Here is a 23,384-nt window from a genome sequence, read left to right on the forward strand (position 1 = left end):
CGCTGAGAGCGTGTCAGGCGACGTTGAGAGCGCGTCAGGCAGCGCCAAGTAGCCGCCAAGAGCGCGGCCGGAGGCGAGGGTCAGCGTTGCCGCAGGTCCGGGAGGTTGACCACGATCGCCTCCTGGGTGCTGCGGGAGATCACCACCACCGCCTCCCGCGAGGGGTCGGGGTTCTCCTCGCGGTGAGGCACGTACGGCGGCACGAACACGTAGTCGCCGGGCCCTGCCTCGATCCGCACCTCCTCGTCGTCCTCCAGGAACACGAACGCCGGCCGCCCGCTGACCACGTAGATCGCCGTCTCCGACGCCCCGTGATGGTGGTCGGAGGAGCGGGTGGAGGGCGCGACGTGGGTCTGCCCCATCCACAGCCGCGACGACCCGGTGGTGGCGCCGCTCACGGCGGCCAGCCGGCGCATGCCGGAGCTCTGCGCCGTCTCTCCCGAGAGCTCTCCTGCGGCGACGTGACGCAGGCTCTGGTGGAAGGGGTCACCCTGGGACCGGTAACCCTCCCAGAGACGTCCTCCGGCCCGTTCGAGCACATCCGTGGCGACGGCGGTCAGCCGTACGGGATCGTCGTGAGCGGACAGCAGCGCGTCGGCCAGCACCGGGTCGTGCGCGCGCAGCTCGCGCAGCAGCCACTTGCCGCTGCCCTGCCACCTGCCGCCCACGCTCAGCGCCGCCCTGGCGGTGGCCTGCACGACCTCCCAGCCGATGAACGCCAGCTCGCCGGGATCGCTCGCCCCGGCCAGGTCGTCGAGCAGGTCGGACAGCACGTAGCGGGCGCGGTCGGCCTGGCCGGGCTTCTGCCCGCCGGGACCGGCCGAGACGCGCTCGCCCAGCACGCTCTGGAGGTCGCTGGCCCGGCCGCCGGTCCTGTCGGTGAGCACGGCGCCCTCGGCGCAGATGCGCGCCAGAGTGGGCTGACGCGACTCGAAGCCCCGCTCGATGTAGGCGGCGAGGCTCGTCTCGCTGTGCGCGAACAGCTCGACCGGCCATCCGTGCCAGCGCAACGCCTCGCGGTAGGGGCGGTCGAGGCCGTCGAGCACCACCACGATGTCGAGATCGGAGGTGCTGGTGCGGCGCTCGGTGAGCACGCTGCCGCCGACGAAGGCGTACAGGGCGCCGGGGAACATCTCTTCGACGAGGGCGCGCGCGGCGGCGACGGGGTCCATGCCGCACAGCCTAGATCAGGAGCCGTCGCTCGCCGCCCGATTCGGCGACGGCCCCCGGAAGGCCCTATAAGGCCTGTGAACAGCGGGAAAGCGGAGAAAGGCCCGAGTGGTCCGGCGAGGGCGAGGGCAGGGAAGTGCGCCGCCCCGCGCCGGACTAACTGAACTCGGTGAGCGTGCGCTCGGCCTCCGCCAGCCACGAACGGCGGGCGGTCAGGGCCTCCTCGGCCTCCTTGACGTCCTTGGCGCGTCCTGCCGCCTGCGCCTTGGCCAGCCGCTTCTCCAGCTGCTCGATCGAGGTGCGCAGCTGGTCGACGGCGCTCTGGGCGCGGGCCCTGGCCTCGGGGTTGGAGCGCTTCCACTCCGCGTCCTCGGCCTTGCGCACGGCCTCGTCGACCTTGCGCAGCCCGCCCTCCAGCCGGTCGCGCTGCTCGCGCGGCACCGGCCCCGCCGCCTCCCAACGCTCCAGGATGTGCCGCAGCGCGGCCCTGGCGGTGCGTACGTCGGTGACCGGCAGGATCTTCTCCGCCTCGGCCAGCAGCACCTCCTTGACCTCGGCGTTGGCCGCCAGCGAGGCGTCACGCTCGGCGAAGACCGCGGAACGGGCCTGGAAGAACTGGTCCTGGGCGCCCTTGAAGCGGGCCCACAGCTCGTCCTCGGCCTCGCGCGAGGCCCGCCCCGCGTTCTTCCACTGCTGCATCAGGTCGCGGTAGACGGCGGCGGTCTGGCCCCAGTCGGTCGAGCCGGAGATGGCCTCGGCCTCGGCGACGATGCGCTCCTTGGCCGCCCGCACGCCCTCGCGCTGCTCGTCGAGCCCCGCGAAGTACTGCTTGCGCCGCTTGGCGAACGCCGTGCGCGCGGCCGACAGCCGCTTCCACAGCGCGGCCTCGGTGACCCGGTCGATGCGGTCGGCGGCCTTCCACTCCTCGACGAGCTCGCGCAGCCGCTCGCCACCCGACTTCCAGTGGGTGGTCTCCTCCGCGATGCGCTCGGCCTCGGCGACGATGCGCTCCTTGATCGCCCTGGCCTCCACCCGCGCCTGCTCGCGAGCGGCCTTGACCTCCTCGCGGCGTTGGGCGACCAGCTCCGTCAGGCCGTCGAGCCTGGCCGTCAGCGCCGCCAGGTCGCCGATGGCGTGCGCGTCGGCGACGGCCTCGCGCAGCTTGGCGATGCTGGCCTCGGCCTGGGCCGGAGCCAGGTCGGTGCCCCTGACGCGCTGCTCGAGGAGCTGCACCTGGCCGGCCAGCTCGTCGTACTTGCGATGGAAGTAGGCCAGTGCCTCTTCAGGTTCACCGGCCTGCCAGGAGCCGACGGCCCGCTCTCCCTCAGCCGTACGCACGTAGACGGTGCCGTCGTCGTCTACCCGGCCCCACGGGTCGGTGCTCACCGTGTCCTCCCGCACTATCCATCAGACCCTTCGGGACTACTTCGTCCCTAGTTTGTATTACGTCAGCTCTTGCCGGCGATTGTCACGTCTTTGATTTCGACGGTTTGCTTCGGTGCTCCGGTCCCATCTCCCATGTCGGCGATGACGCCTGCTTTGTTCACCTTGTCCAGGATGTCGAGCCCCTTGGTGATCGTACCCACCGGCGTGTAATCCGGGGTGAGCCCGATGTCGCCGTAAACGAGGAAGAACTGGCTGCCCGTGCTGCCCGGCGCGGAGGTCTTGGCCATGGCCATCACCCCGCGCTTGTACTGGGCGCCGGTCAGGTTCTCCTCGGCCATGACGTAGCCGGGGCCGCCGGAGCCGTCCTGGCTCTTGCCGTCGGCCTTGGCGCTCGGGTCGCCGCACTGCAGCATGGGGAACTTTTCGCTGCCGAGCCGGTGGCACTTGCTGCCGTCGTAGTACTTCTTCTTCGCCAGGAACTCCAGCGAGTTGGTCGCGCACGGAGCCTTGGCGTTGTTCAGCTCGACCACGATGTCGCCCAGGTTCGTCTTGAACGTCATCTTCTTCGTGGCGGGCTCGGTCTTGACCTTCGCCGGCGGCATGCCGACGTCCTTGACCTGACCGCCCCCCGCGTCCTTGACGTAGTCGCACGTGCCCGTCGCCGCGTCGTACGGCTTGGGCCCCGTCGGCGCCGACGCCGCGGCGGTGTCGGCGGGCGTGGCCGAGGGCGAGGCGGCCGCCTCCGTGCCCGTGTCGCCACCGCCCAGCAGCGCGACCGCGGCCACGATGCCGCCGACCACGATCACCACGCCCACGGTGGAGCCGATGATCGCCGTGCGCTTGGCCTTCTGCTCGCGCTCGATGCGGCGTTGCATCTGCCGCTCGTAGTGCTCGCGCGCCAGCTGCTTCTGCCGGTCCTTCCCCGTGGCCACCGCTTTGCCTCCCATAGTCAATCAACTGAGGTGGGCGAATCGTATCGGCCAACGGGTAATGATTCGCAGCCCGGCGACCCGCACCGGTACCCTTCGGTTACATTCCCATTGGCTTTTCGACGAGATCACCTGAGGCAGATGCTCATCGCAGGCTTCCCCGCAGGGGCCTTCCAGACCAATTGTTACGTCGTCGCGCCCGCCGCCGGCGAGGAATGCGTGATCGTCGACCCGGGCCAGGACGCGACGGAAGGCGTCGAGGAGCTGCTGCGCGAGCACCGGCTCAAGCCCGTCGCGGTCCTGCTCACCCACGGTCATCTCGACCACGTCTGGTCCGTGGCCCCCGTGTGCGGCGCGCGCGACGTGCCCGCGTGGATCCACCCCGACGACCGCCATCTGCTGAGCGATCCCGCCGCCGGCTGGTCGGAGACCAGCGCGTCGCTGTTCGGCGGGCTGACGCTGAGCGAGCCCGATGACGTGCGCGAGCTGTCCGACGGCGCCGTGCTGCCGCTCGCGGGGCTGGAGCTCGTGGTCGACCACACCCCGGGCCATACCAGGGGGTCGGTGAGCTTCCGGCTGCCCGATGACGAGATCATGTTCTCGGGCGACCTGCTGTTCGCCGGCTCCATCGGCCGCACCGATCTTCCCGGCGGCGACTATCCGACGATTCTGCGCAGCCTGGCTGCCAAGTGTCTGCCGCTGCCTGACGATACGGTCGTCCTGCCGGGCCACGGACCACAGACCACGATCGGCCGCGAGCGCGCGACCAACGCCTACCTCAAGGAAGCAGCGCCGCACGCCGGTCCCACACGAGGGATCTAATGAGCTTCCAAGCACCGAAGGGCACCTTCGACTGGCTGCCACCCCGCTCCGAGCGGGTGCTCGCCGTACGCGAGGCGCTGGCCGCGCCGCTGCGCCGGGCGGGCTACGGCTACATCGAGACGCCCGTCTTCGAGGACACCCAGCTGTTCGCCAGGGGCGTAGGCGAGTCCACGGACATCGTCTCCAAGGAGATGTACACCTTCCCCGACAAGGCGGGCCGCTCCCTGACGCTGCGTCCCGAGGGCACCGCCTCGGTCGTGCGCGCCGTGCTCCAGCACAACCTGCACACCGGCCAGCTCCCGGTGAAGCTGTGGTATTCCGGCAGCCAGTTCCGCTACGAGCGTGCCCAGCGCGGCCGCTACCGGCACTTCTGGCAGGTCGGGGCCGAGGCGCTCGGCTCGGAGGACCCGGCGCTCGACGCCGAGCTGATCGTGCTGGGCGTGCGCGGCTTCGCCTCGCTCGGGCTGAAGAACGTCACGCTCCTGCTCAACTCGCTCGGCGACAAGAACTGCCGGCCCGCCTACCGCGCCGCCCTGCAGGACTTCCTGCGCGGACTCGACCTCGACGAGGAGACCCGCGCCCGGATCGAGATCAACCCGTTGCGGGTGCTCGACGACAACCGGCCGGAGGTGCGGGCGCAGCTCGAAGGGGCGCCGCTGGTCGTCGACCACCTGTGCGACGACTGCCGGGCCTACCACGAGGAGGTCCGCGCCCTGCTGACCGCCTCCGGCGTCGCGTTCGTGGACGATCCGCGGCTGGTGCGCGGGCTCGACTACTACACGCGCACCACGTTCGAGTTCGTCCACGACGGGCTGGGCTCGCAGTCCGCGGTGGGCGGCGGGGGCCGCTACGACGGCCTCAGCGAGATGCTCGACGGGCCGGCGCTGCCCAGCGTCGGCTGGGCGCTCGGCGTCGACCGCACGTTCCTGGCCATGGAGGCCGAGGGGCTGCTCGGCGACGACACCACGCACAGGCGCGTGCAGGTGTACGGTGTCCCGCTGGGTGACGACGCCCGCCGCCGCATGTTCCTGCTCGTGGACGAGCTTCGCGAGGCGGGCCTCAGCGCCGACATGGCCTTCGGCGGCAAGGGGCTCAAGGGCGCGATGAAGGGCGCCGGCCGCTCGGGCGCCGGGTTCGCGCTGATCCTGGGCGAGCGTGACCTCGCGGCCGAGGCCGTGCAAGTGAAGGACCTGGCCACCGCCGAGCAGACCGAGGTGCCGCTGGCCAAGGTCGTCGACGTCTTGAAGGGGAAGGTGCAGTGACCGGCGAGCCAGGGCCGCTGCCGCCCCTCTCCTCTCCGCAAGAAGGGAAAGTGCAGTGATCCGCACGCATACCGCCGGGTCGCTCCGCGAGGAGCACGCCGGGCAGCAGGTGACGCTCGCAGGATGGGTGGCGCGCCGCCGTGACCACGGCGGCGTCGTCTTCATCGACCTGCGCGACGCCTCGGGCTCGGCGCAGGTGGTCTTCCGCGAGGAGGACCACGCCCACGACCTGCGCGCCGAATACTGCGTGCAGGTCGTCGGCCAGGTCAGGGTGCGCCCCGAGGGCAACGAGAACCCCGACCTGCCCACCGGCGCCATCGAGGTCGTGGCCGACCGGGTCGAGGTGCTGAGCGAGTCCGCGCCGCTGCCGTTCCCGATCGAGGGCAACGTCGGGGTGTCGGAGGAGGCCAGGCTCAAATACCGCTACCTCGACATCCGCCGCCAGCAGGTGGCCAACGCCATGCGCACCCGTTCCAAGGCCACCTACCTGGCCAACGAGGTGATGCACGAGCTCGGCTTCGTCTACGTCGAGACGCCCACCCTGACCCGCTCCACGCCCGAGGGCGCGCGCGACTTCCTGGTGCCGGTGCGGTTGCAGCCCGGCAACTGGTACGCGCTGCCGCAGTCGCCGCAGCTGTTCAAGCAGCTGCTCCAGGTGGCCGGTCTTGAGCGCTACTACCAGCTCGCCAAGTGCTACCGCGACGAGGACCTGCGGGCCGACCGTCAGCCGGAGTTCACCCAGATCGACGTCGAGATGTCGTTCGTGGACCAGGAAGACGTCATCGAGGTCGGCGAGAAGCTGATCAGCCGGCTGTGGCGGGAGATCGCCGGCTACGAGCTGCCGCTGCCGCTGCCGCGCATGACGTACGCCGACGCCATGGCCCGCTACGGCTCCGACAAGCCCGACCTGCGCTTCGGCCAGGAGCTGGTCGAGATGACCGACTACTTCGCCGGCACCACGTTCCGCGTCTTCCAGGCCGACTACGTGGGCGCGGTGGTCATGCCTGGCGGCGCCTCGCAGACCCGCAAGGAGCTCGACGGCTGGCAGGAGTGGGCCCGCTCGCGCGGCGCCAAGGGCCTGGCCTACGTGCTCGTGCAGGACGACGGCACGCTCGGCGGCCCGGTCGCCAAGAACCTGTCGGAGGCGGAGCTGTCCGGGCTGGCCGAGAAGGTCGGCGCGAAGCCGGGCGACGCGATCTTCTTCGCCGCCGGGGCCAGGTCCGCCTCGCGCGACCTGCTCGGCGCGGCCCGCCTGGAGATCGGGCGGCGCTGCCACCTCATCGACGAGTCGCAGTGGTCGTTCCTGTGGGTCGTCGACGCGCCCATGTTCGAGGAGGACGGCGAGGGCGGCTGGACGGCCGTGCACCACCCGTTCACCGGGCCGAAGCCGGAGTGGGCCGACAACTTCCAGGACCACCCGGGCGAGGCCCTCGCCTACGCCTACGACATGGTCTGCAACGGCATGGAGATCGGCGGCGGCTCCATCCGTATCCACCGGGCCGAGATGCAGCAGCGCGTGTTCGACGTGCTCGGCATCTCCAAGGAGGAGGCGGAGAGCAAGTTCGGCTTCCTGCTGGAGGCGTTCAAGTACGGCCCGCCCCCGCACGGAGGCATCGCCTACGGCTGGGACCGGATCTGCATGCTGCTGTCCGGCGGCGACTCGATCCGCGACGTGATCGCGTTCCCGAAGACGGCCTCGGGCTTCGACCCGCTGACCTCCGCGCCCACGCCGATCACGGCGGTCCAGCGCAAGGAGGCCGGGGTGGACGCCCAGCCCAAGGCCGACGCGCCCGCCTGACGCCGGTGACACAGAAGCGGCAGGCGCCGGCGCCTGCCGCTCTTCTGAGTCTTCTGAGCAAGCGCCGGGCACCCCGCGCCTGACAACGAAAAGCGGCAGGCACCCCTTCCGGGGGCCTGCCGCTTTTCGCGCGTCCGCTACTTGAGGATGACGCGCTTGATGATCAGCGGGTTCTTCGGCGCGGTCGAGCCGCCGTCGCCCGTGACGTCGTCGGGGTTGACGATCACGCCTTCCTCGGCGATCTTGTCGATGAGCTCCAGGCCGGACTTCACCATGCCGAGCACCGAGTAGGCCGGCTCGATCTGGGAGTTCTCGTCCGACAGCGAGATGGCGAACTGGCTGCTGTTCTGCCCGGCGGCGTCCGCCGGCTGCGTCAGGAAGACCACGCCCCTGGTGTAGGGGACGACCCCCACGGCCTCGTCACCGAAGACGTACCCGGCGTTGCCCTGGCCGTCGGTCGGGTTCTTGCCGTCCGCCTTGGCCTGCGGGTCACCGCACTGCAGCAGGAACACGCCCGACGTCTCCGGCTTGGCCAGCCGGTGGCACTTGGTGTTCTCGTAGAAGCGCTTCTTCGCCAGGAACGCCATCGAGTTGACCGAGCACGGCGAGATGTTGGGGTCCACCTCGATCACGATGTCGCCGCGGTTGGTGCGGACCGTCATCGTCGTGAGCTTCAGGTTCGGCCGCTTGCCCGGCATGCCCACGTACTTGTGCGGCACCGAGGTGTCCCGCTTGTACGTGCACGTGATGTCGCTCGCCTTCTTCGGCGGCGTGGTGGTCGGCAGCTGGGTCGGCCCGGCGGAGGGAGAGGCCGGGGCGGAGGGCGAGGCCGAGGCCGAGGTCTGTGCCCCGGCGGCCGTCGCGCCGTCCTTGTTGACCAGGGTGGTCGCCGCGAAGATGCCGCCGGCGACCACGACAACGGCCACCGCCGCGCCGATGAAGGTGTTCCGCCTTGCCTTGGCGGTCTGCGCGGCAGCGCGCTGGGCCTGCCGTTCCTTGTGCTCCCGCGCCAGCTCTTTCTGGCGGTCCTCTTCGTTCTGGCGGTCGTCGCCGCTCACCGCTATGTCCTCTCGTCTTTGCCAACGGATGACCAAACAACTCCGCGCATGCTACCGGCCTCCGATATGTGACGGATGTAAGTGACCAAAGCCGCATGTGCGACTGCTGTGGTCGCGAACCATATGGTGTCGGCATTCGTAGTTGAAATGAGAACTAAGGAGCCCCCCATGTTCGACGAGATCCTGGGCCTGCCGGCTCATCCGCTGATCATCCACTTCGCCGTTGTTCTGACCCCGTTGCTCGCCGTCGCCGCGGTCGCGTACGCGCTCGTACCGCGCTGGCGCGTTCCCACGGCGTGGGCGGTGGTGCTGCTCTCGCTGGCCGCGCCCGCGGCGGTCGCCGCGGCCAGGCACAGCGGCGAGAGCCTCAAGGCGGCCAGATTCGGCTCGGCGGAGGGCGAGATGGCCGCCCGCATCTCCGCCCACCAGAGCTTCGCCAACCCGCTGCTGCTGTCGGTGCTCGGCCTGGGCGTCGCCGCGCTGCTGCTCGTGTACGCCACCCGCCCGGCCCGCGACTCCGTCGGCGGCGACCGCTTCGGCCGCTCCGTCACGCTGCTCCTGTCGGCGCTGACCGTGGTGCTGGCCGCGGTGGCCGGCTGGTTCGTCTTCCAGGCCGGCGACTCCGGCGCCAGGGCCGTCTGGTCGTAGCCCCGGAGCCGGCCGGTCGTAGCCCGAGAGCCGTCCGGTGTGGCCCGGAGGGCCTGTTTCACCGTGTAATCTCGCGTTGTGGATAGCCTGTTCGACTCGGCGGCTGAGGAGGCCACCCCGCAGCCCCTCGCGGTGCGGATGCGCCCGCGCACGCTCGACGAGGTGATCGGCCAGCGGCACCTGCTCGGTTCCGGCACCCCGCTGCGGCGCCTGGTCGAGAGCGAGGCGCCCATGTCGTTGTTCCTGTGGGGTCCCCCCGGCACCGGCAAGACCACGCTCGCCTACGTGGTCTCCAACGTCACCGAGCGCCGCTTCGTCGAGGTCTCCGCCGTCTCGGCGGGCGTCAAGGACGTGCGCGCCGCCATCGACAACGCCCGCCGCGAGCTGGGCATGAGCGGCCGCCAGACCGTGCTGTTCGTCGACGAGGTGCACCGCTTCAACAAGGCCCAGCAGGACGCCCTGCTGCCCGCCGTGGAAAACCGCTGGGTCACCTTCATCGGCGCCACCACGGAAAACCCGTTCTTCTCGGTCATCTCCCCGCTGCTGTCCCGCTCGCTGCTGCTCACGCTGGAGTCGCTGTCGGAGGACGACGTGCGCGCCGTGCTCAGGCGCGCCGTGACCGACCCGCGCGGCCTCGGCGGGCGCGCCACGCTCGCCGACGAGGCCCTGGAGCATCTCGTACGCCTGGCCGGCGGCGACGCGCGCAGGTCGCTGACCTACCTGGAGGCAGCGGCGCTGCTGGCCGACGACATCACCGTCGAGGTGGTGGAGAAGGCCGTCGACAAGGCCGCCGTACGCTACGACCGGCAGGGCGACCAGCACTACGACGTGATCAGCGCGTTCATCAAGTCCATGCGCGGATCCGACGCCGACGCCGCGCTCCACTACCTGGCCCGCATGATCGAGGCGGGCGAGGACCCGCGCTTCATCGCCCGCCGCATCGTCATCTTCGCCTCCGAGGACGTCGGCCTGGCCGACCCCACCTGCCTGCAGACCGCCGTCGCCGCCGCCCAGGCCGTGCAGCTGATCGGGCTGCCCGAGGGGCAGATCAACCTGGCCCACGCGGTCATCCACTGCGCGACCGCGCCCAAGTCCAACGCCGTGGTCAAGGCCATCGGGGCGGCCATCGGCGACGTGCGCAAGGGGCTGATCGGGCAGGTGCCCGGCCATCTGCGCGACGCCCACTACTCCGGGGCGGCCAAGCTCGGCCACGGCGAGGGCTACCGCTACCCGCACGACTTCGACCACGGGCTCGTCCGCCAGGAATACGCGCCGGAGCAGGTGCGGGATCGGCGCTACTACGAGCCGACCCGGCACGGGGCCGAGGCGCCGGTCGCCGAACGCTGGGCCAAGATCCGCGACTTCCTCCGGGGCTCGTGAGCGGAAGGCGCCGGAGGGGCTGAGCGGGCGGACGAGGCCGGCGTTCGTACAGGCACGGCGACCGCGGCTTTCGTGAGGGCACGGCGAGGAGCCGGTCGGCGGAGAGACGTTCGCCGGCGAATCGTGTGCGGGCGTACTAACTTGCCGATCTTGGGGCATCACCATCGTGTGAAGGCGACCGTTACCCCCGGCGGCGGCCTCTTCGGCCCCCAGTCGATCACCTGGCGCGTCCACACCGAGACCCCGGCCTGGCCCGCCGCCCTGCGCGCCTTCCAGCTCCAGGCCCTGCACCCCCGCACGATCCGCGGTCTCGCCCAGAACTGCCTCCTCGACGACCCCGAGGTGGCCCACGCCCGGCTGCGGCACCACCTCGACCTCCTCGCCGTACGCACGTTCGGCACCCGCGAGCAGGCCGAGCACGCCTACGAGCGGGTACGCCGGGTGCACGCCCGTCTCGTCGGCCTCGACCCCGACACCGGCACCCTGTTCCGCCTGGACGAGCAGGAGAACCTGGCCTGGGCCCACTGCGCCGAGGTCTCCTCCCACCTGGAGCTGGCCCGCCGCTCCGGCGTGCGGCTCTCCGCGGCCGATCGGGACGCGTACGTGGCCGAGCAGCGGCACACCGCCCTGCTCGCCGGGCTCGCCGACGCGCCCGGCGACACGGCCGAGCTGGAGGCCCGCATCGAAGAGACACGCCCGCTCCTGGCCGCCACCGAGGAGGCTCGCCAGGCCGTGCGCCGCAGCGTCAGCCCGCCGCTGTCGCTCAAGCTCGCCTTACGGACTCCGGCCCTCGCGCTCGGCTCGCTGCCCGCCGCCGGCGCGCTGGCCTTCGCCACGCTGCCCGGCTGGGCCCGGCGGATGTACGGCTGCCACGGCGGCCCGGTGGCGGATCACGCGGCCGGATACGCCGCCGGCACGGCGCTCAAAGCCTTGCGGGCAGCCGCGCTGGCGCTGCCGGAACGCCTGGTGGCGCCCGAGATCAGGGCCGCCCGCGGCCTCATGCGCGCGGTCACGGAAGCGTCAGGGGCCGACGTGGCTGCCTGATCGCGGAGGGCTTCCGCACTAACGTTGTCACCCGAACGCGATAGGGTCTTGCCGTTCCGGCCCAGCGTACGAGGGAGATGCGCGGATGCTTACCGCTGGAGAGGTCGCCGGGCTGATCGCCGCCACGGGCTGGATCGTCCTGGTCTGCGTCATGGTCATGGTGCTCGTCAAGCTCGCCAGGCTGCTCAAGGAGACCACCAAGGCGGTCTCCGACCTGAACAACCGCCTCGCGCCGCTGCTCGACGACATGAGCGTCACGGTCAACGAGACCAACAGGCAGCTCATCGCGGTCGAGGCCATCACCAAGGACGTGCAACAGGTCAGTGGGCACGCCGCAAAACTCAGCGCGGTGACCCAGACCATCTTCACCGGGCCGCTGATCAAGGTCTCCTCGATCGGCTACGGCGTGCGCCGCGCCATCGAGGCCCGCCGCCGGCCCGGCTCGCGAGCCCGTGCCGCAGGGCGTTCGCGATGATCAGGCGGCTGTTCTACCTGTCGCTCGGCGCGTTCCTCGCGTTCTGGGTGATGCGCAGGCTGCAGGCGCTGCGCCCCGACCACGTCGCCCGCAGGACGGCCGACAACGCCGCGGGCATGCTCCGGCAGGTGAGAGACTTTACTAGCGACGCACTCGGCGAGGCCGCGGAGCGCGAAACCCGGTTGCGGGCCCGGTTCGGGCTCGACAACGCTGAAGACAACAACTGACTCAAAGTAAAGGATGGCCACCATGGAGTCGGCAGAGATCGCCCGCCGCTTCCTGCGCTTCTTCGAGGAGCGTGGGCACAAGGTCGTGCCCTCGGCCAGCCTGATCGCTGAGGACCCGACGCTTCTCCTGGTCAACGCGGGTATGGTGCCGTTCAAGCCGTACTTCCTGGGGCAGCGCAAGCCTCCGGCGCCACGGCTGGCCACCGCGCAGAAGTGCGTGCGCACCCCCGACATCGACGAGGTGGGCAAGACCACCCGGCACGCGACGTTCTTCCAGATGCTGGGCAACTTCTCCGTCGGCGACTACTTCAAGGCGGAAGTGATCCCGTTCGCGTGGGAGCTGCTGACGAAGTCCGAGTCCGACGGCGGCTTCGGCTTCCCGGAAGACAAGCTGTGGGCGACGGTCTACCTGGAGGACGACGAGGCCTTCGACCTCTGGCGTAACAAGGTCGGCCTGCCCGAGCACCGCATCCAGCGCCGCGGCCTGGAGGACAACTACTGGCACATGGGCGTGCCAGGACCCGGCGGCCCCTGCTCGGAGATCTACTACGACCGCGGCCCCGAATACGGCAAGGAGGGCGGGCCCGTCGCCGACGAGGACCGCTACCTCGAAGTCTGGAACCTGGTGTTCATGCAGTACCAGCTGAGCCAGGTCCGCTCCAAGGTCGACTTCGACGTCTCCGGCGAGCTGCCGAGTAAGAACATCGACACCGGCATGGGCCTGGAGCGCATGGCGGCGATCCTGCAGGGCGTCGACAACATCTACGAGATCGACACCACCTACAAGATCCTCGACCGGGCGGCCGAGCTCACCAAGACGCGCTACGGCCGCGACGCACGTTCCGACGTCAGCCTGCGCGTCATCGCCGACCACGTGCGCACCGGCACCATGCTGGTCGCCGACGGCGTCATGCCCGGCAACGAGGGCCGCGGCTACGTGCTGCGCCGCATCCTGCGCCGCTCGATCCGCAACCTGCGCCTGCTCGGCTCGGGCGACCAGCGCTACATGCACGAGCTGACCGACGTGGCGATCAACGTCATGGGCGAGCAGTATCCCGAGCTCAAGGTCGACGCGCCGCAGATCCACGCGGTCGTCGACGCCGAGGAGGCGAGCTTCCTCGGCACGCTCCGCACCGGCACCGCGATCTTCGACGTGGCCGTCGAGGAGACCAAGCGCAAGTCCGGCAAGTCGATCAGCGGCGACCAGGCGTTCCAGCTGCACGACACCTACGGCTTCCCGATCGACCTGACCCTGGAGATGGCGGCCGAGCACGGGCTCAAGGTCGACGAAGAGGGCTTCCGCCGCCTCATGAAGGAGCAGCGGCAGCGCGCCAAGGCCGACGCGGCGGCGAAGAAGACCGGCAACGCCGACATCTCCGTCTTCGGGCAACTGCTGGAGGCGGGCGGCAAGGTCGAGTTCCTCGGCTACGACCACAACCAGGCCGACACCAGCGTGGTCGGCATTCTCGTGGACGGCGTTTCCGTCCCCACGGCGAGCGAGGGCGACACGGTCGAGGTCGTGCTCCAGCGCACCCCGTTCTACGCCGAGGGCGGCGGTCAGCTCGCCGACCAGGGCGTGATCCGCACCAGCGGGGCCGAGGTCGAGATCACCGACGTGCAGACGCCGCTGGCCGGGCTCGTCGTGCACCGCGGCAAGGTCCGCAGCGGCGAGCTCAAGGTCGGCGACGAGGCGCAGGCGAAGATCGACCTGGAGCGCCGCCGCGCGATCTCGCGCAGCCACAGCGCCACCCACCTCGTCCACCGCGGCTTCAAGAACGCGCTCGGCGAGACGGCGGCGCAGGCCGGCTCGGAGAACTCGCCCGGCCGCTTCCGCTTCGACTTCACCGCGGCGGGCGCGGTCCCGCCCAGCGTGCTGCGTGACGTCGAGGACGAGGTCAACGCCGTGCTCATCAACGACCTCAAGGTCAACGCCTTCTACACCTCGCAGGCGGAGGCCAGGGCGATGGGCGCGCTGGCGATGTTCGGCGAGAAGTACGGCGACGAGGTCCGCGTGGTCGAGATCGGCGACTACTCGCGCGAGCTGTGCGGCGGCACCCACGTCCACAGCTCCGGCCAGCTCGGCCTGGTCAAGGTGCTGGGCGAGCAGTCCGTCGGCGCGGGCGTGCGCCGCGTCGAGGCGCTCGTCGGCATCGACGCCTTCCGCTTCCTGGCCCGCGAGAGCGTGCTGGTCGCGCAGCTCACCGAGCAGCTCAAGGCGCGCAGGGAAGAGCTGCCCGAGCGCATCGACGGCATCGTCACCCGGCTGCGCGCGGCGGAGAAGGAGCTGGAGAAGGTCCGCTCGGCCCAGGTGCTCCAGGTCGCCGGCGACCTGACCGCCCAGGCTCGTGACCTGCACGGCGTCTCCGTCGTGACACACCGCGCGCCTGATGGCACCGGCGCCGATGACCTGCGTAAGCTCGCGCTTGATGTGCGTGGCAGGTTCCCGGCCGACAGGCCGGCGGTCGTCGTGATCGCCGGTGCCCCCTCCGACCGGCCGGTGGTGGTTGCCACGGTCAACGAGGCGGGGCGCGAGCGGGGGCTCAAGGCCGGACAGCTGGTCGGCGTCGCCGCCAAGGCTCTTGGGGGTGGCGGTGGCGGCAAGGACGATGTCGCGCAAGGCGGCGGCACGCGACCGGAGGCGATCGGCGACGCGCTGCGCCTGGTCGAAGAGGCGATTTCTGGGCAGCTCGGCTGACATGAGGTTCGGTGCACGGATCGGCGTGGACGTCGGCTCCGTACGTATCGGCGTGGCCCGCAGTGACCCTTCGGGGATGCTGGCCACGCCGGTGGAGACTGTCAGACGAGGCAAGGGCGACCTCGCCCGCATCGCGGCGATCGTCGCGGAGCACGAGGCGATCGAGGTCGTGGTGGGGTTGCCCACCTCGCTGTCGGGGCGCGAAGGACAGGCGGCCGGGCTCGCCCGGGAGTTCGCCGCCAAGCTCGCGGCCCGGCTGGCGCCCACGCCCGTGCGGCTGTTCGACGAGCGGCTGACCACGGTCGCGGCGCAGCAGGGCCTGCGGGCCAGCGGCGTACGCGCCAAGAAGCAGCGCGGCGTCGTCGATCAGGCGGCGGCCGTGGTGCTGCTGCAAGATGCGCTCGACTCCGAGCGCGCCACGGAAAGACCACCAGGCAGGCCCGTCGAACCGCCATCCGCGGCCGACGGACCTGCTTCATGAACGGCCGCGCTCCGGCTCTTCGGCCTGCCACGATTCACCCGTCCGCCCGGCTGCTCGTCCGCTCATGGTGCGGGCACGCCGGGCCGCGGCCTGCCCCTTTGAGGGGGGACCGCGGCTTTTGTGTGGCGCTTCATCCGTCCTCGGTCGCAGGCCATCGTCGCCTGCTCGCGGGTGGTTCCTCGCCCGGGACAGCGGCTGGGTTCGCGTCCGGGGTTATGGGGTTCTTGCCGGGAGGATGTGATCCTGGCCGGTCTTCGGCGCGTACTACAGGTGTGCCCGAGGTGTCGGATGCAGGTCTGGGAACGACGGTCGCCGGTGAGGTGATCGCGTGAACAGGACGCCTGAGAACGAGGACGACGCCGACGACGTGATCCCGTTCCAGCCCGCGCAGAGCCCGGCCGAAGAGCCGGAACCGCGGGCGGAGCAGGAGGACACCGAGCACCGCGCCGGACAGGACGACCCCGAACACCGGGTCGCGCAGGACGATCCCGAGCTTCGGACCGGGCAGAGCGGTAGCGGTCCTGAGCCCTCCGTCGGGCTGGACGGTCCCGAGCCTGGGGCGGGCCCGGACGGTTCCGAGTGCCGGGCGGGGCAAGGTCGCCCCGGGTCCGCTGCCGGGTTGGACAGTCCTGAGCCTGGGGTTGAGCGGGATGGTTCCGGGACCGCCGCCGGGCGGGACGAGCCTGGCCCTGGGGCTGAGGACGAGGTGCCGGCCGGGCGAGGGCAGGCGATGCGGAAGGTGGGGCTGCTGTCCGCCGGGCTGCTGGCGGGCGTGCTGGCCGTCGGGCTCGGCGCGATCGTGATGCTCAAGCCGTACCTCAGCCCCGACGACTTCGAGGGGACGGGCGGCGGCGCCGTGACGGTGCGCATCCCGCCCGGCTCCAGCGCGGCGGACATCGGCTCGGCGCTGGCCGACGCCGGGGTGGTGGCGAGCGTGCAGTCGTTCGTGAACGTGACGGAGGACCGCGCGATGAGCGACCGGTTGCGGCCCGGCCACTACCGGCTGCGCAAGGGCATGGCGGCGACGGCGGCGCTCGACCTGCTCCTCGCGCCCGCGTCCAGGATCGTGCGGCGGGTGACCGTGCCCGAGGGCATGCGGGTGTCGGAGGTGCTGACCCGCGTGGCCAAGCTGTCCGGGCTGCCGCTGGAGGAGCTGCGCGGCGTGGACAAGGACCTCGTCGGGCTTCCCGAGTACGCCAACGGGCTCGAAGGCTTCCTGTTCCCCGCCACGTACGAGATCGAGCCCGGCGACACGGCCGTGGACGTGCTGGCCGCGATGGCCGAACGATTCGCCGCCGCGGCCAGGCACGTGGGCCTGGAGGAGCAGGCGGCGAAGGTGAACCTCACCCCGCTGCAGGTCGTCACGGTGGCCAGCATGGTCCAGGCGGAGGGCGGGACGGACGAGGATTACCCGAAGATCTCCCGGGTGATCTACAACCGGCTCCAGAAGGGCACCCCGCTGGAGATCGACAGCACCGTGCTCTACGCCCAGAACCGACGGACACTGAAAGTCACGGAGAGTGACACCAAGGTGAACTCTCCCTACAACACGTACCGCCACAAGGGACTGCCGCCGGGGCCCATCGCCAATCCGGGCGAGAAGGCGCTGATGGCAGCCCTGAACCCTGCCGAAGGTGATTGGCACTGGTTTGTCACGACGGATCCGGGCCATAGAATCACCAAATTCACCAACAAAGAGAGCGAGTTCGTGAGATACCGGGAAGAGCTGAACAAGAACCTCGGGACGAGCTGATGTTCGCCAGGGCCGCCGCTCTCTCTGCGCAAAAGCCCCAAAACGGGGCATGCGCCCTCTTTCCGTCCCTTAGCATGGCTACCCAGAGTGATCTCCGCCGTCCGTGGCAGCACGTGCGGCGGGTCCCCCAGTTTCGCTCGGTGACTCCAGCCGGTTGGGCAGTTCCGCTTGACGCCCGGCAGGCAGTACCGGGAGATTGGCCAGCGCACCTATGAACGATCTCGATCTGAACACTCTGCTCGGCCCCGAGGACGACGAAGGTTCCGGCCGGCGCGGAGGGCGCGGCGCCGCCAGACGCGGCCGCAGGCGCCGCCGTCGCCGCAATCGGGGCGGCTTCGTCGCGCCGCTGCTCGCCTTCATCGTCCTGGCGGGCATCATCGGCGGCGGAGGCTACTACGGCTACCTGTGGCTCAGCGACGCCCTCGTGCCCGACGACTACACCGGTCAGGGCAGCGGCGAGGTCGTCATCGAGATCAAGAGCGGCCAGAGCGCGTCAGAAGTGGCCACGGAGCTGGAGCGGCAGGGGGTCGTCGCCAGCGCCAGGGCGTTCACCAACGCCATCGCCAACGCCGGGATGAGCGACAAGCTGCAACCGGGCGAGTACAAGATGGCCAAGAAGATGTCCGCGGCCGCCGCGGTCCAGCGCCTCGGCGCGGACAACCGGCTGCTCGCCAAGGTGACGATCAAGGAGGGGCTGCGGCTGTCCGACACCCTCTCCACCCTCGCGAAGGAGACCGGCAAGCCGGTCAAGGATTTCACCGCCGCGGCGAAGAACACCAAGGACCTGGACCTGCCGTCGTACGCGAAGGGCAGGCTCGAAGGGTACGCCTTCCCGGCCACGTACGAGTTCCAGCCCAAGACCACGCCGAAGCAGATGCTGACCGCGATGGTCGACCGGTTCAACCAGACGGCCGAGCAGATGGACATCGAGGGCGGCGCCAAGGCCCTCGGCCGCACGCCGCACGAGATCGTCGTCATCGCCAGCATCGTGCAGGCCGAAGCGGGCCGGCAGGAGGACATGGCGAAGATCGCGCGCGTCATCTACAACCGGCTTGAGCTCAACCCGCCGATGAAGCTGCAGATGGACAGCACGGTGATGTACGCGCTCAAGAAGTACCGCACCACCGCCACCTTCGCCGAGACGAAGATCAAGCACCCGTACAACACGTACGCGAACCTGGGCCTGCCGCCGGGAGCCATCACCAACCCCGGCGACCACGCCATCGAGGCGGCGCTCAACCCGGCCAAGGGCACGTGGCGCTACTTCGTCGCCACCGACCCCAAGAGCAGCGTCACCAAGTTCGCCACCACGGAGGCGGAGTTCAACGAGCTGCTCGCGGAGTTCAAGCGCAACGGCGGCTGACCGAGCGCGGCGGAGGCCGACACAGCCGAACGGTGGCCGGCCCGCACGCATGGTCGCTCACCGAAGCCCGCTGAAGCCCGCCGAAGCCGGCTGAAGCTTCTCGCCACGGCCGCCCGGACCACTCCGGGCGGCCGTGCGCGTTTCCCGTGCCGCTCCTGGGCCGCGTTGATGGTCCCGTGCCGCGTTGACGGTAGGGTCGTGCTGGTCGGAAGGAGTGGGGGATGCGGGCTGCGGTGATGGGGTCGCCCATCGGCCATTCGCTCTCGCCGTACCTGCACCGGGCCGCCTATCAGGCGATGGGGCTCGGCGGGTGGAGCTACGAGGCGTTCGAGTGCGACGAGGCACGGCTGCCCGAGCTGCTGGCCGGGCTCGGGCCCGTACGCGGCCAGGCGGGCGCCGGCGACGACGTCTGGGCCGGGCTGTCACTGACGATGCCGCTCAAGCGGGCCGTGCTGCCCCTGCTCGACACCGTCTCGGAGACGGCCGTCGAGGTGGGCGGGGCCAACACCGTGATCTTCCAGGACGGGCGGCGCCACGGCGACAACACCGACGTCTACGGCATCGAGCGGGCCCTGGCCGAGGCGGGGGTGCCCGCGCCACGGTCGGCGACCGTGCTGGGCGGCGGGGCCACGGCGGCCTCGACGCTGGCGGCGCTGCGCAACCTCGGGCTCCACTCCGCGACCCTGCTGGTGCGCGACCCCGCGCGGGCGGGGGAGACGGCGGCGGTGGCCGAGCGGCTGGGTGTGGCGCTGGCGGTGGAGACGTTCGACAAGCTCGACGCGCGCACACACGTGGACCTGGTGGTCTCCACGTTGCCTGGCGGCGCGGCCGACGTCTTCGCCGACCGGCTGGCGCGCGTACCCGCGCTGTTCGACGTCGTCTACTCGCCGTGGCCGACCGGCGCGGCGGCGGCGGTCCAGGCGGCGGGCGGCACCGTGATCGGCGGCTTCGAGATGCTGCTGCACCAGGCGGTGCGGCAGGTGCGGCTGATGACGGGCATCACGGACGTGCCGGTCGAGGCGATGCGCGCCGCGGGGGAGTCCGAGATCCTCCGCCGCACGGCCGCACAGGCGCACTGAACCGGCCGCCCCGAGCCACGCACCGCCCTGCGCCGGACATGTCGAGCCCGGCGCAGGGCGCTGGATGCCGGACGCTGTGCGCCGGGCATCGGGGATGCGCCGGCGGGATGAATCGAGAACGTTTCGTCGTTGTGGTAATGTAGCTCTCTGATCGGTCCGGCATGCCTGCTGGACGCGCAAGCGGAGGTCTCCCTCCCACCTGAGTCACCGCGAGGTGGCCGGGTCCAGGATCACGCCGGACTACTCCGGGGAGCTCAAGGCCACGAAGCCACAGAGCTCAGTGGCCCCGCATGCGCGACGTGCGGGGCTTTTCGCGTTCTGCGAGCGCGTTGAGCTCCCGTCACGACGAGCACGTAGGGATCGCAAACCTAGGAGGCCCCATCAGCACTGAGCCCCGCATCAACGAGCGTATCCGAGTTCCCGAGGTTCGCCTCGTGGGCCCGAACGGCGAGCAGGTCGGCATCGTCTCCATTCATGACGCGCTGAAGCTCGCCCAGGAGGCCGACCTCGACCTTGTCGAGGTCGCGGCCACGGCTCGACCGCCCGTGTGCAAGCTCATGGACTACGGCAAGTTCAAGTACGAGTCCGCGATGAAGGCGCGCGAGGCGCGCAAGAATCAGGCGCACACGATCATCAAGGAGATCAAGCTCCGGCCGAAGATCGACCCGCACGACTACGAGACCAAGAAGGGTCACGTGGTGCGGTTCCTCAAGGCGGGAGACAAGGTCAAAGTCACGATCATGTTCCGCGGACGCGAGCAGTCCCGCCCGGAGCTCGGCTTCCGGCTGCTGCAGCGGCTGGCGGACGACGTTCAGGAGCTGGGATTCGTCGAGTCCCACGCCAAGCAGGACGGCCGTAACATGATCATGGTGATCGGTCCGCACAAGAAGAAGGCCGAGGCGAAGGCGGAAAAGGCCGCAGCCAAGGCACAGCGTGGCGGCGAGGAGCCTTCCCCACCGGAAGAGTGACCCGCAGTTGGGGTTAGCCTTACAGCACCCCAGCAGCCACCGGCAGACGAAGACGCCACGACCGGGCCGGCCAGCACCGGCCCGGCCACCGGCACGACCGAAACGAGGAGAGACGGCGACATGCCGAAGATGAAGACGCACAGCGGTGCGAAGAAGCGGTTCCGGGTCACCGGCACCGGCAAGATCAAGCGTCGCCGTGCCAACCGCGCGCACTACAACGAGTGGAAGTCGTCCACGCTGACGCGCCGTCTCAAGAACGAGGTCGTCCTTTCCGACGCCGACTCCAAGAAGATCAAGAAGCTGCTCGCCAAGTAGCGCGAACCCCCGGGGAGATACAACATGGCACGCGTGAAGCGGGCGCTCAACGCCAAGAAGAAGCGCAAGGTCGTCCTCGATAGGGCGAGCGGTTACCGTGGCCAGCGGTCACGGCTGTACCGCAAGGCCAAGGAGCAGATGCTCCACTCGATGACGTACGCCTACCGGGACCGCAAGGACCGCAAGGGCACCTTCCGTCGTCTGTGGATCCAGCGCATCAACGCCGCGGCTCGACAGAACGGCATGACCTACAACCGCCTGATCCAGGGTCTGCGTCTGGCGAACATCGAGGTCGACCGTAAGATCCTCGCTGACCTCGCGGTCAACGACAGCCAGACCTTCGCCACGCTCGTCGAAGCCGCCAAGAAGGCCCTTCCGGCCAACGTGAACGCTCCGGCCGCGAGCTGAGGCAATTGTTCTGAGGGGCCCACCGATGACGGTGGGCCCTTTGTTGTTCAAGGGCTGTCATCCGTACGGCCGTTGCTCGCACGACTGGGGGATGTGGATGGGCGGGTCCGAGCTGACCAACGTGAGGTCGCCGCGGGTGAAGGCCGCCAGGCGGCTCACCAAGCGGGCCTTCAGGGAGCAGGACAGGAAGTTCCTGGCCGAGGGGCCGCAGGCGGTCCGCGAGGCGCTCAAGCTCGACGGCGTGACGCTGGAGCTGTTCAGCACGGCGGAGGCGGAGCTGCGTCACCCCGAGCTCATCACCCAGGCCACGCTCCAGGGCGTACCCGTGCACCGGGCCAGCGGCGAGGTCATGTCGGAGCTGTCCCAGACCGTGACGCCGCAGGGGCTGGTGGCCGTCTGCGGGCTCGTGCACGTGCCGCTGGAGCGCGCACTGAGCGGGCAGCCGCGGCTGGTCGCGGTGCTCGCGCACGTGCGTGACCCGGGCAACGCCGGGACCGTCATGCGGGCGGCCGACGCGGCGGGGGCCGACGCGGTGGTGCTCACCGACGCCTCCGTGGATCCGTACAACGGCAAGTGCGTGCGCGCCAGCGCCGGTAGCCTGTTCCATCTTCCCGTCACCATCGGTGCACCGGTCGGCGCCGCCGTGCGTCAACTAAGGGAGCGGGGCCTGCGCGTGCTGGCGGCCGACGGCGCGGGCAAGCACACGCTCGACGATGTCGATCTCGCGGGACCCACCGCGTGGATCTTCGGCAACGAGGCATGGGGACTACCGGAGGAGATACTCGCCGAGGCGGACGATGTGGTCAGAGTGCCCATCTACGGACAGGCTGAAAGTCTCAACCTGGCCACCGCGGCGGCGGTGTGCCTTTACTCCTCCGCCAGGGCGCAGCGAGTGCCCTAGGTGGCTGGAAACCCGCTATTGTCGGCGTTGTAGGCGGAGGAGGCGAGGTCGTGCACGGCGCAGACACCGACGGGCGAGTTGTGGCCGCCGCGTGCACGATAGCCATCGACGATCTTCCTGACGGCCTCATCGTGACCGACCGATATGGGTGCGTGCGGGCCGTCAACCGGGCCGCCTCCCGGCTCACCGGCGTCGCCATGGAGCGCGCGGTCGGCCGGCACATGAACGACGTGTTCCCCTTCCGCGACCATGACGGGCGCGACTGGTGGAAGGCGCTCGACCCCGAAGGCGGCCTGCGCATCAGGACGCGGGTGCCCGAGCGTCCGCTGCATCTACCCGGCGGGCAGGAGCTCTACGTCGCCGCGAGGCTCGTCCGCGAGCCGGAGCGCGGCGGCGAGGTCGACCGGGTGGCGATCACCCTGCGCGACGGCGGCGCCCGCGCGCGGCTGGAGCGCAGCCGGGCCGACCTGGTCTCCACCGTGGCCCATGAGCTGCGCTCGCCGCTGACCAGCGTCAAGGGGTTCACCGCGACGCTGCTGGCCAAGTGGACCCGGTTCACCGACGAGCAGAAGCGCGTCATGCTGGAGACCGTCAACAACGACGCCGACCGCGTCACCCGGCTCATCACCGAGCTGCTCGACGTCTCGCGGATCGAGTCGGGGCGGCTGGAGGTGCGCCGACAGGTCGTCGATCTGCCCGCCAGGGCGCGCCGGCTCATCGCGGGCCGGGTGGCGGCGGGCGACAGCGAAAACCGCTACCGGCTCGTCGTGGGCGAGCACCTGCCCGAGATGTGGCTCGACCAGGACAAGATCGACCAGATCCTGGGTAACCTGGTGGAAAACGCGGTGCGCCACGGACGCGGCACCGTCACCATAGAGATCGAGTCCGTCGAATGGGGAGTTGCCGTGTCGGTGCGCGACGAGGGCGAGGGCGTCGAGCCCGAGCTGGCTCCGCGCGTCTTCAGGCAGTTCTGGCGGGGCGGCAACAGCCGCCGCCGCGGTGGCACCGGGCTCGGGCTCTTCATCGTCAAGGGCCTGGTCGAAGCACACGGCGGCACGATCATCGTGCAGCGGGCGCCCGAGGGCGGGGCGGAGTTCCGATTTACCCTGCCCACCGGCACCCCCGACTTCGCCGCCGTCTGAGGCGGAATTCGGGCCCGGTGGGCGGCTCCCACTAGACTCATTTCCGCTCAAGCCCTGGATACGGAGCTCACTCTTGTCTG

General features: G+C 70.4%; 22 protein-coding genes. 18 read left to right on the forward strand and 4 right to left on the reverse strand.

Annotated elements, in window-relative coordinates:
- Positions 1–80: 80 nt before the first annotated feature.
- The 3 genes from AB0C28_RS28140 to AB0C28_RS28150 all read right to left on the reverse strand — a co-directional run bounded on the left by AB0C28_RS28140 (position 81) and on the right by AB0C28_RS28150 (position 3,488).
- On the reverse strand, positions 81–1,172 hold the full coding sequence (locus AB0C28_RS28140; RefSeq protein WP_357851163.1) for a cupin domain-containing protein: 1,092 nt from the start codon (positions 1,170–1,172) through the stop codon (positions 81–83).
- Between the two features lie 154 nt (positions 1,173–1,326).
- Positions 1,327–2,556 carry a DUF349 domain-containing protein gene (locus tag AB0C28_RS28145; RefSeq protein ID WP_357851165.1) on the reverse strand — a complete coding sequence of 410 codons (1,230 nt, stop codon included), beginning with the start codon at positions 2,554–2,556 and terminating at the stop codon, positions 1,327–1,329.
- A 62-nt stretch (positions 2,557–2,618) separates the two neighbouring features.
- On the reverse strand, positions 2,619–3,488 hold the full coding sequence (locus AB0C28_RS28150; protein ID WP_358078577.1) for a peptidylprolyl isomerase: 870 nt from the start codon (positions 3,486–3,488) through the stop codon (positions 2,619–2,621).
- A 138-nt stretch (positions 3,489–3,626) separates the two neighbouring features.
- Here AB0C28_RS28150 and AB0C28_RS28155 point away from each other — a divergent pair, with 138 nt between their 5' ends.
- From AB0C28_RS28155 to aspS, 3 genes are read left to right on the forward strand one after another with little or no spacing between them, the layout of a single operon-like run.
- Complete coding sequence (locus AB0C28_RS28155) at positions 3,627–4,307, forward strand: MBL fold metallo-hydrolase (RefSeq protein WP_346108032.1); 681 nt, start codon at positions 3,627–3,629, stop codon at positions 4,305–4,307.
- Positions 4,307–5,569, forward strand: a complete 1,263-nt coding sequence (hisS, locus tag AB0C28_RS28160; RefSeq protein ID WP_358078580.1) for a histidine--tRNA ligase — start codon at positions 4,307–4,309, stop codon at positions 5,567–5,569. The genes AB0C28_RS28155 and hisS overlap by 1 nt, the downstream gene beginning before the upstream one ends.
- A gap of 55 nt (positions 5,570–5,624) precedes the next feature.
- Positions 5,625–7,367 carry an aspartate--tRNA ligase gene (aspS, locus tag AB0C28_RS28165; RefSeq protein ID WP_358078582.1) on the forward strand — a complete coding sequence of 581 codons (1,743 nt, stop codon included), beginning with the start codon at positions 5,625–5,627 and terminating at the stop codon, positions 7,365–7,367.
- 137 nt (positions 7,368–7,504) lie between these two features.
- Here the strand turns inward: aspS and AB0C28_RS28170 are convergent, their stop codons facing one another.
- Positions 7,505–8,425, reverse strand: coding sequence for a peptidylprolyl isomerase (locus tag AB0C28_RS28170; protein ID WP_357851179.1), 921 nt, complete (start codon positions 8,423–8,425; stop codon positions 7,505–7,507).
- Positions 8,426–8,593: 168 nt separating this feature from the next.
- Here AB0C28_RS28170 and AB0C28_RS28175 point away from each other — a divergent pair, with 168 nt between their 5' ends.
- From AB0C28_RS28175 to AB0C28_RS28245, 15 genes are all read left to right on the forward strand, one after another.
- Entirely contained in the window at positions 8,594–9,073 is a 480-nt protein-coding gene (locus AB0C28_RS28175; RefSeq protein WP_357851182.1) for a DUF2231 domain-containing protein, read from the forward strand.
- Positions 9,074–9,151: 78 nt separating this feature from the next.
- Entirely contained in the window at positions 9,152–10,453 is a 1,302-nt protein-coding gene (locus AB0C28_RS28180; RefSeq protein WP_358078584.1) for a replication-associated recombination protein A, read from the forward strand.
- Positions 10,454–10,621: 168 nt separating this feature from the next.
- On the forward strand, positions 10,622–11,497 hold the full coding sequence (locus AB0C28_RS28185; protein ID WP_358078587.1) for an oxygenase MpaB family protein: 876 nt from the start codon (positions 10,622–10,624) through the stop codon (positions 11,495–11,497).
- 85 nt (positions 11,498–11,582) lie between these two features.
- The gene (locus tag AB0C28_RS28190; protein WP_357851193.1) at positions 11,583–11,972 is read left to right on the forward strand and encodes a DUF948 domain-containing protein; all 390 of its coding nucleotides are present in this window, start codon (positions 11,583–11,585) and stop codon (positions 11,970–11,972) included.
- Positions 11,969–12,199: a hypothetical protein gene (locus AB0C28_RS28195; RefSeq protein WP_357851196.1), complete on the forward strand. Its 231-nt coding sequence runs from the start codon at positions 11,969–11,971 to the stop codon at positions 12,197–12,199. The genes AB0C28_RS28190 and AB0C28_RS28195 overlap by 4 nt, the downstream gene beginning before the upstream one ends.
- Before the next feature lie 22 nt (positions 12,200–12,221).
- Positions 12,222–14,894 (forward strand): alanine--tRNA ligase, encoded by a 2,673-nt coding sequence (alaS, locus tag AB0C28_RS28200; RefSeq protein WP_357851199.1) that lies wholly within the window; start codon positions 12,222–12,224, stop codon positions 14,892–14,894.
- Between the two features lies 1 nt (position 14,895).
- Positions 14,896–15,375 (forward strand): Holliday junction resolvase RuvX, encoded by a 480-nt coding sequence (ruvX, locus tag AB0C28_RS28205; protein WP_346108050.1) that lies wholly within the window; start codon positions 14,896–14,898, stop codon positions 15,373–15,375.
- Positions 15,376–15,703: 328 nt separating this feature from the next.
- On the forward strand, positions 15,704–17,128 hold the full coding sequence (mltG, locus tag AB0C28_RS28210; RefSeq protein WP_358078590.1) for an endolytic transglycosylase MltG: 1,425 nt from the start codon (positions 15,704–15,706) through the stop codon (positions 17,126–17,128).
- Positions 17,129–17,339: 211 nt separating this feature from the next.
- Positions 17,340–18,491, forward strand: a complete 1,152-nt coding sequence (gene mltG / locus AB0C28_RS28215) for an endolytic transglycosylase MltG (RefSeq protein WP_357851205.1) — start codon at positions 17,340–17,342, stop codon at positions 18,489–18,491.
- A 221-nt stretch (positions 18,492–18,712) separates the two neighbouring features.
- Positions 18,713–19,570, forward strand: coding sequence for a shikimate dehydrogenase (locus AB0C28_RS28220; protein ID WP_357851208.1), 858 nt, complete (start codon positions 18,713–18,715; stop codon positions 19,568–19,570).
- 380 nt (positions 19,571–19,950) lie between these two features.
- A complete protein-coding gene (infC, locus tag AB0C28_RS28225) occupies positions 19,951–20,538 on the forward strand; it encodes a translation initiation factor IF-3 (RefSeq protein WP_219912217.1) in 588 nt (195 codons plus the stop codon).
- Positions 20,539–20,658: 120 nt separating this feature from the next.
- Positions 20,659–20,853 carry a 50S ribosomal protein L35 gene (rpmI, locus tag AB0C28_RS28230; RefSeq protein WP_090761693.1) on the forward strand — a complete coding sequence of 65 codons (195 nt, stop codon included), beginning with the start codon at positions 20,659–20,661 and terminating at the stop codon, positions 20,851–20,853.
- A 24-nt stretch (positions 20,854–20,877) separates the two neighbouring features.
- The gene (gene rplT, locus AB0C28_RS28235) at positions 20,878–21,261 is read left to right on the forward strand and encodes a 50S ribosomal protein L20 (protein WP_346108058.1); all 384 of its coding nucleotides are present in this window, start codon (positions 20,878–20,880) and stop codon (positions 21,259–21,261) included.
- Between the two features lie 97 nt (positions 21,262–21,358).
- A complete protein-coding gene (locus AB0C28_RS28240) occupies positions 21,359–22,162 on the forward strand; it encodes an RNA methyltransferase (RefSeq protein WP_357851423.1) in 804 nt (267 codons plus the stop codon).
- A 50-nt stretch (positions 22,163–22,212) separates the two neighbouring features.
- Positions 22,213–23,304 carry an ATP-binding protein gene (locus tag AB0C28_RS28245; protein ID WP_357851211.1) on the forward strand — a complete coding sequence of 364 codons (1,092 nt, stop codon included), beginning with the start codon at positions 22,213–22,215 and terminating at the stop codon, positions 23,302–23,304.
- Positions 23,305–23,384 lie beyond the last annotated feature (80 nt).

The sequence above is a fragment of the Nonomuraea sp. NPDC048892 genome (assembly GCF_040649735.1).
GTDB classification, from domain to species: domain Bacteria; phylum Actinomycetota; class Actinomycetes; order Streptosporangiales; family Streptosporangiaceae; genus Nonomuraea; species Nonomuraea maheshkhaliensis.

Coding starts and splice junctions, on each gene's coding strand:
- AB0C28_RS28140 (WP_357851163.1), bottom strand. CDS start 1,172: ATGGACCCCGTCGCCGCCGCGCGCGCCCTCGTCGAAGAGATGTTCCCC.
- AB0C28_RS28155 (WP_346108032.1), top strand. CDS start 3,627: ATGCTCATCGCAGGCTTCCCCGCAGGGGCCTTCCAGACCAATTGTTAC.
- hisS (WP_358078580.1), top strand. CDS start 4,307: ATGAGCTTCCAAGCACCGAAGGGCACCTTCGACTGGCTGCCACCCCGC.
- AB0C28_RS28175 (WP_357851182.1), top strand. CDS start 8,594: ATGTTCGACGAGATCCTGGGCCTGCCGGCTCATCCGCTGATCATCCAC.
- AB0C28_RS28190 (WP_357851193.1), top strand. CDS start 11,583: ATGCTTACCGCTGGAGAGGTCGCCGGGCTGATCGCCGCCACGGGCTGG.
- AB0C28_RS28195 (WP_357851196.1), top strand. CDS start 11,969: ATGATCAGGCGGCTGTTCTACCTGTCGCTCGGCGCGTTCCTCGCGTTC.
- alaS (WP_357851199.1), top strand. CDS start 12,222: ATGGAGTCGGCAGAGATCGCCCGCCGCTTCCTGCGCTTCTTCGAGGAG.
- ruvX (WP_346108050.1), top strand. CDS start 14,896: ATGAGGTTCGGTGCACGGATCGGCGTGGACGTCGGCTCCGTACGTATC.
- mltG (WP_357851205.1), top strand. CDS start 17,340: ATGAACGATCTCGATCTGAACACTCTGCTCGGCCCCGAGGACGACGAA.
- AB0C28_RS28220 (WP_357851208.1), top strand. CDS start 18,713: ATGCGGGCTGCGGTGATGGGGTCGCCCATCGGCCATTCGCTCTCGCCG.
- rpmI (WP_090761693.1), top strand. CDS start 20,659: ATGCCGAAGATGAAGACGCACAGCGGTGCGAAGAAGCGGTTCCGGGTC.
- rplT (WP_346108058.1), top strand. CDS start 20,878: ATGGCACGCGTGAAGCGGGCGCTCAACGCCAAGAAGAAGCGCAAGGTC.
- AB0C28_RS28240 (WP_357851423.1), top strand. CDS start 21,359: ATGGGCGGGTCCGAGCTGACCAACGTGAGGTCGCCGCGGGTGAAGGCC.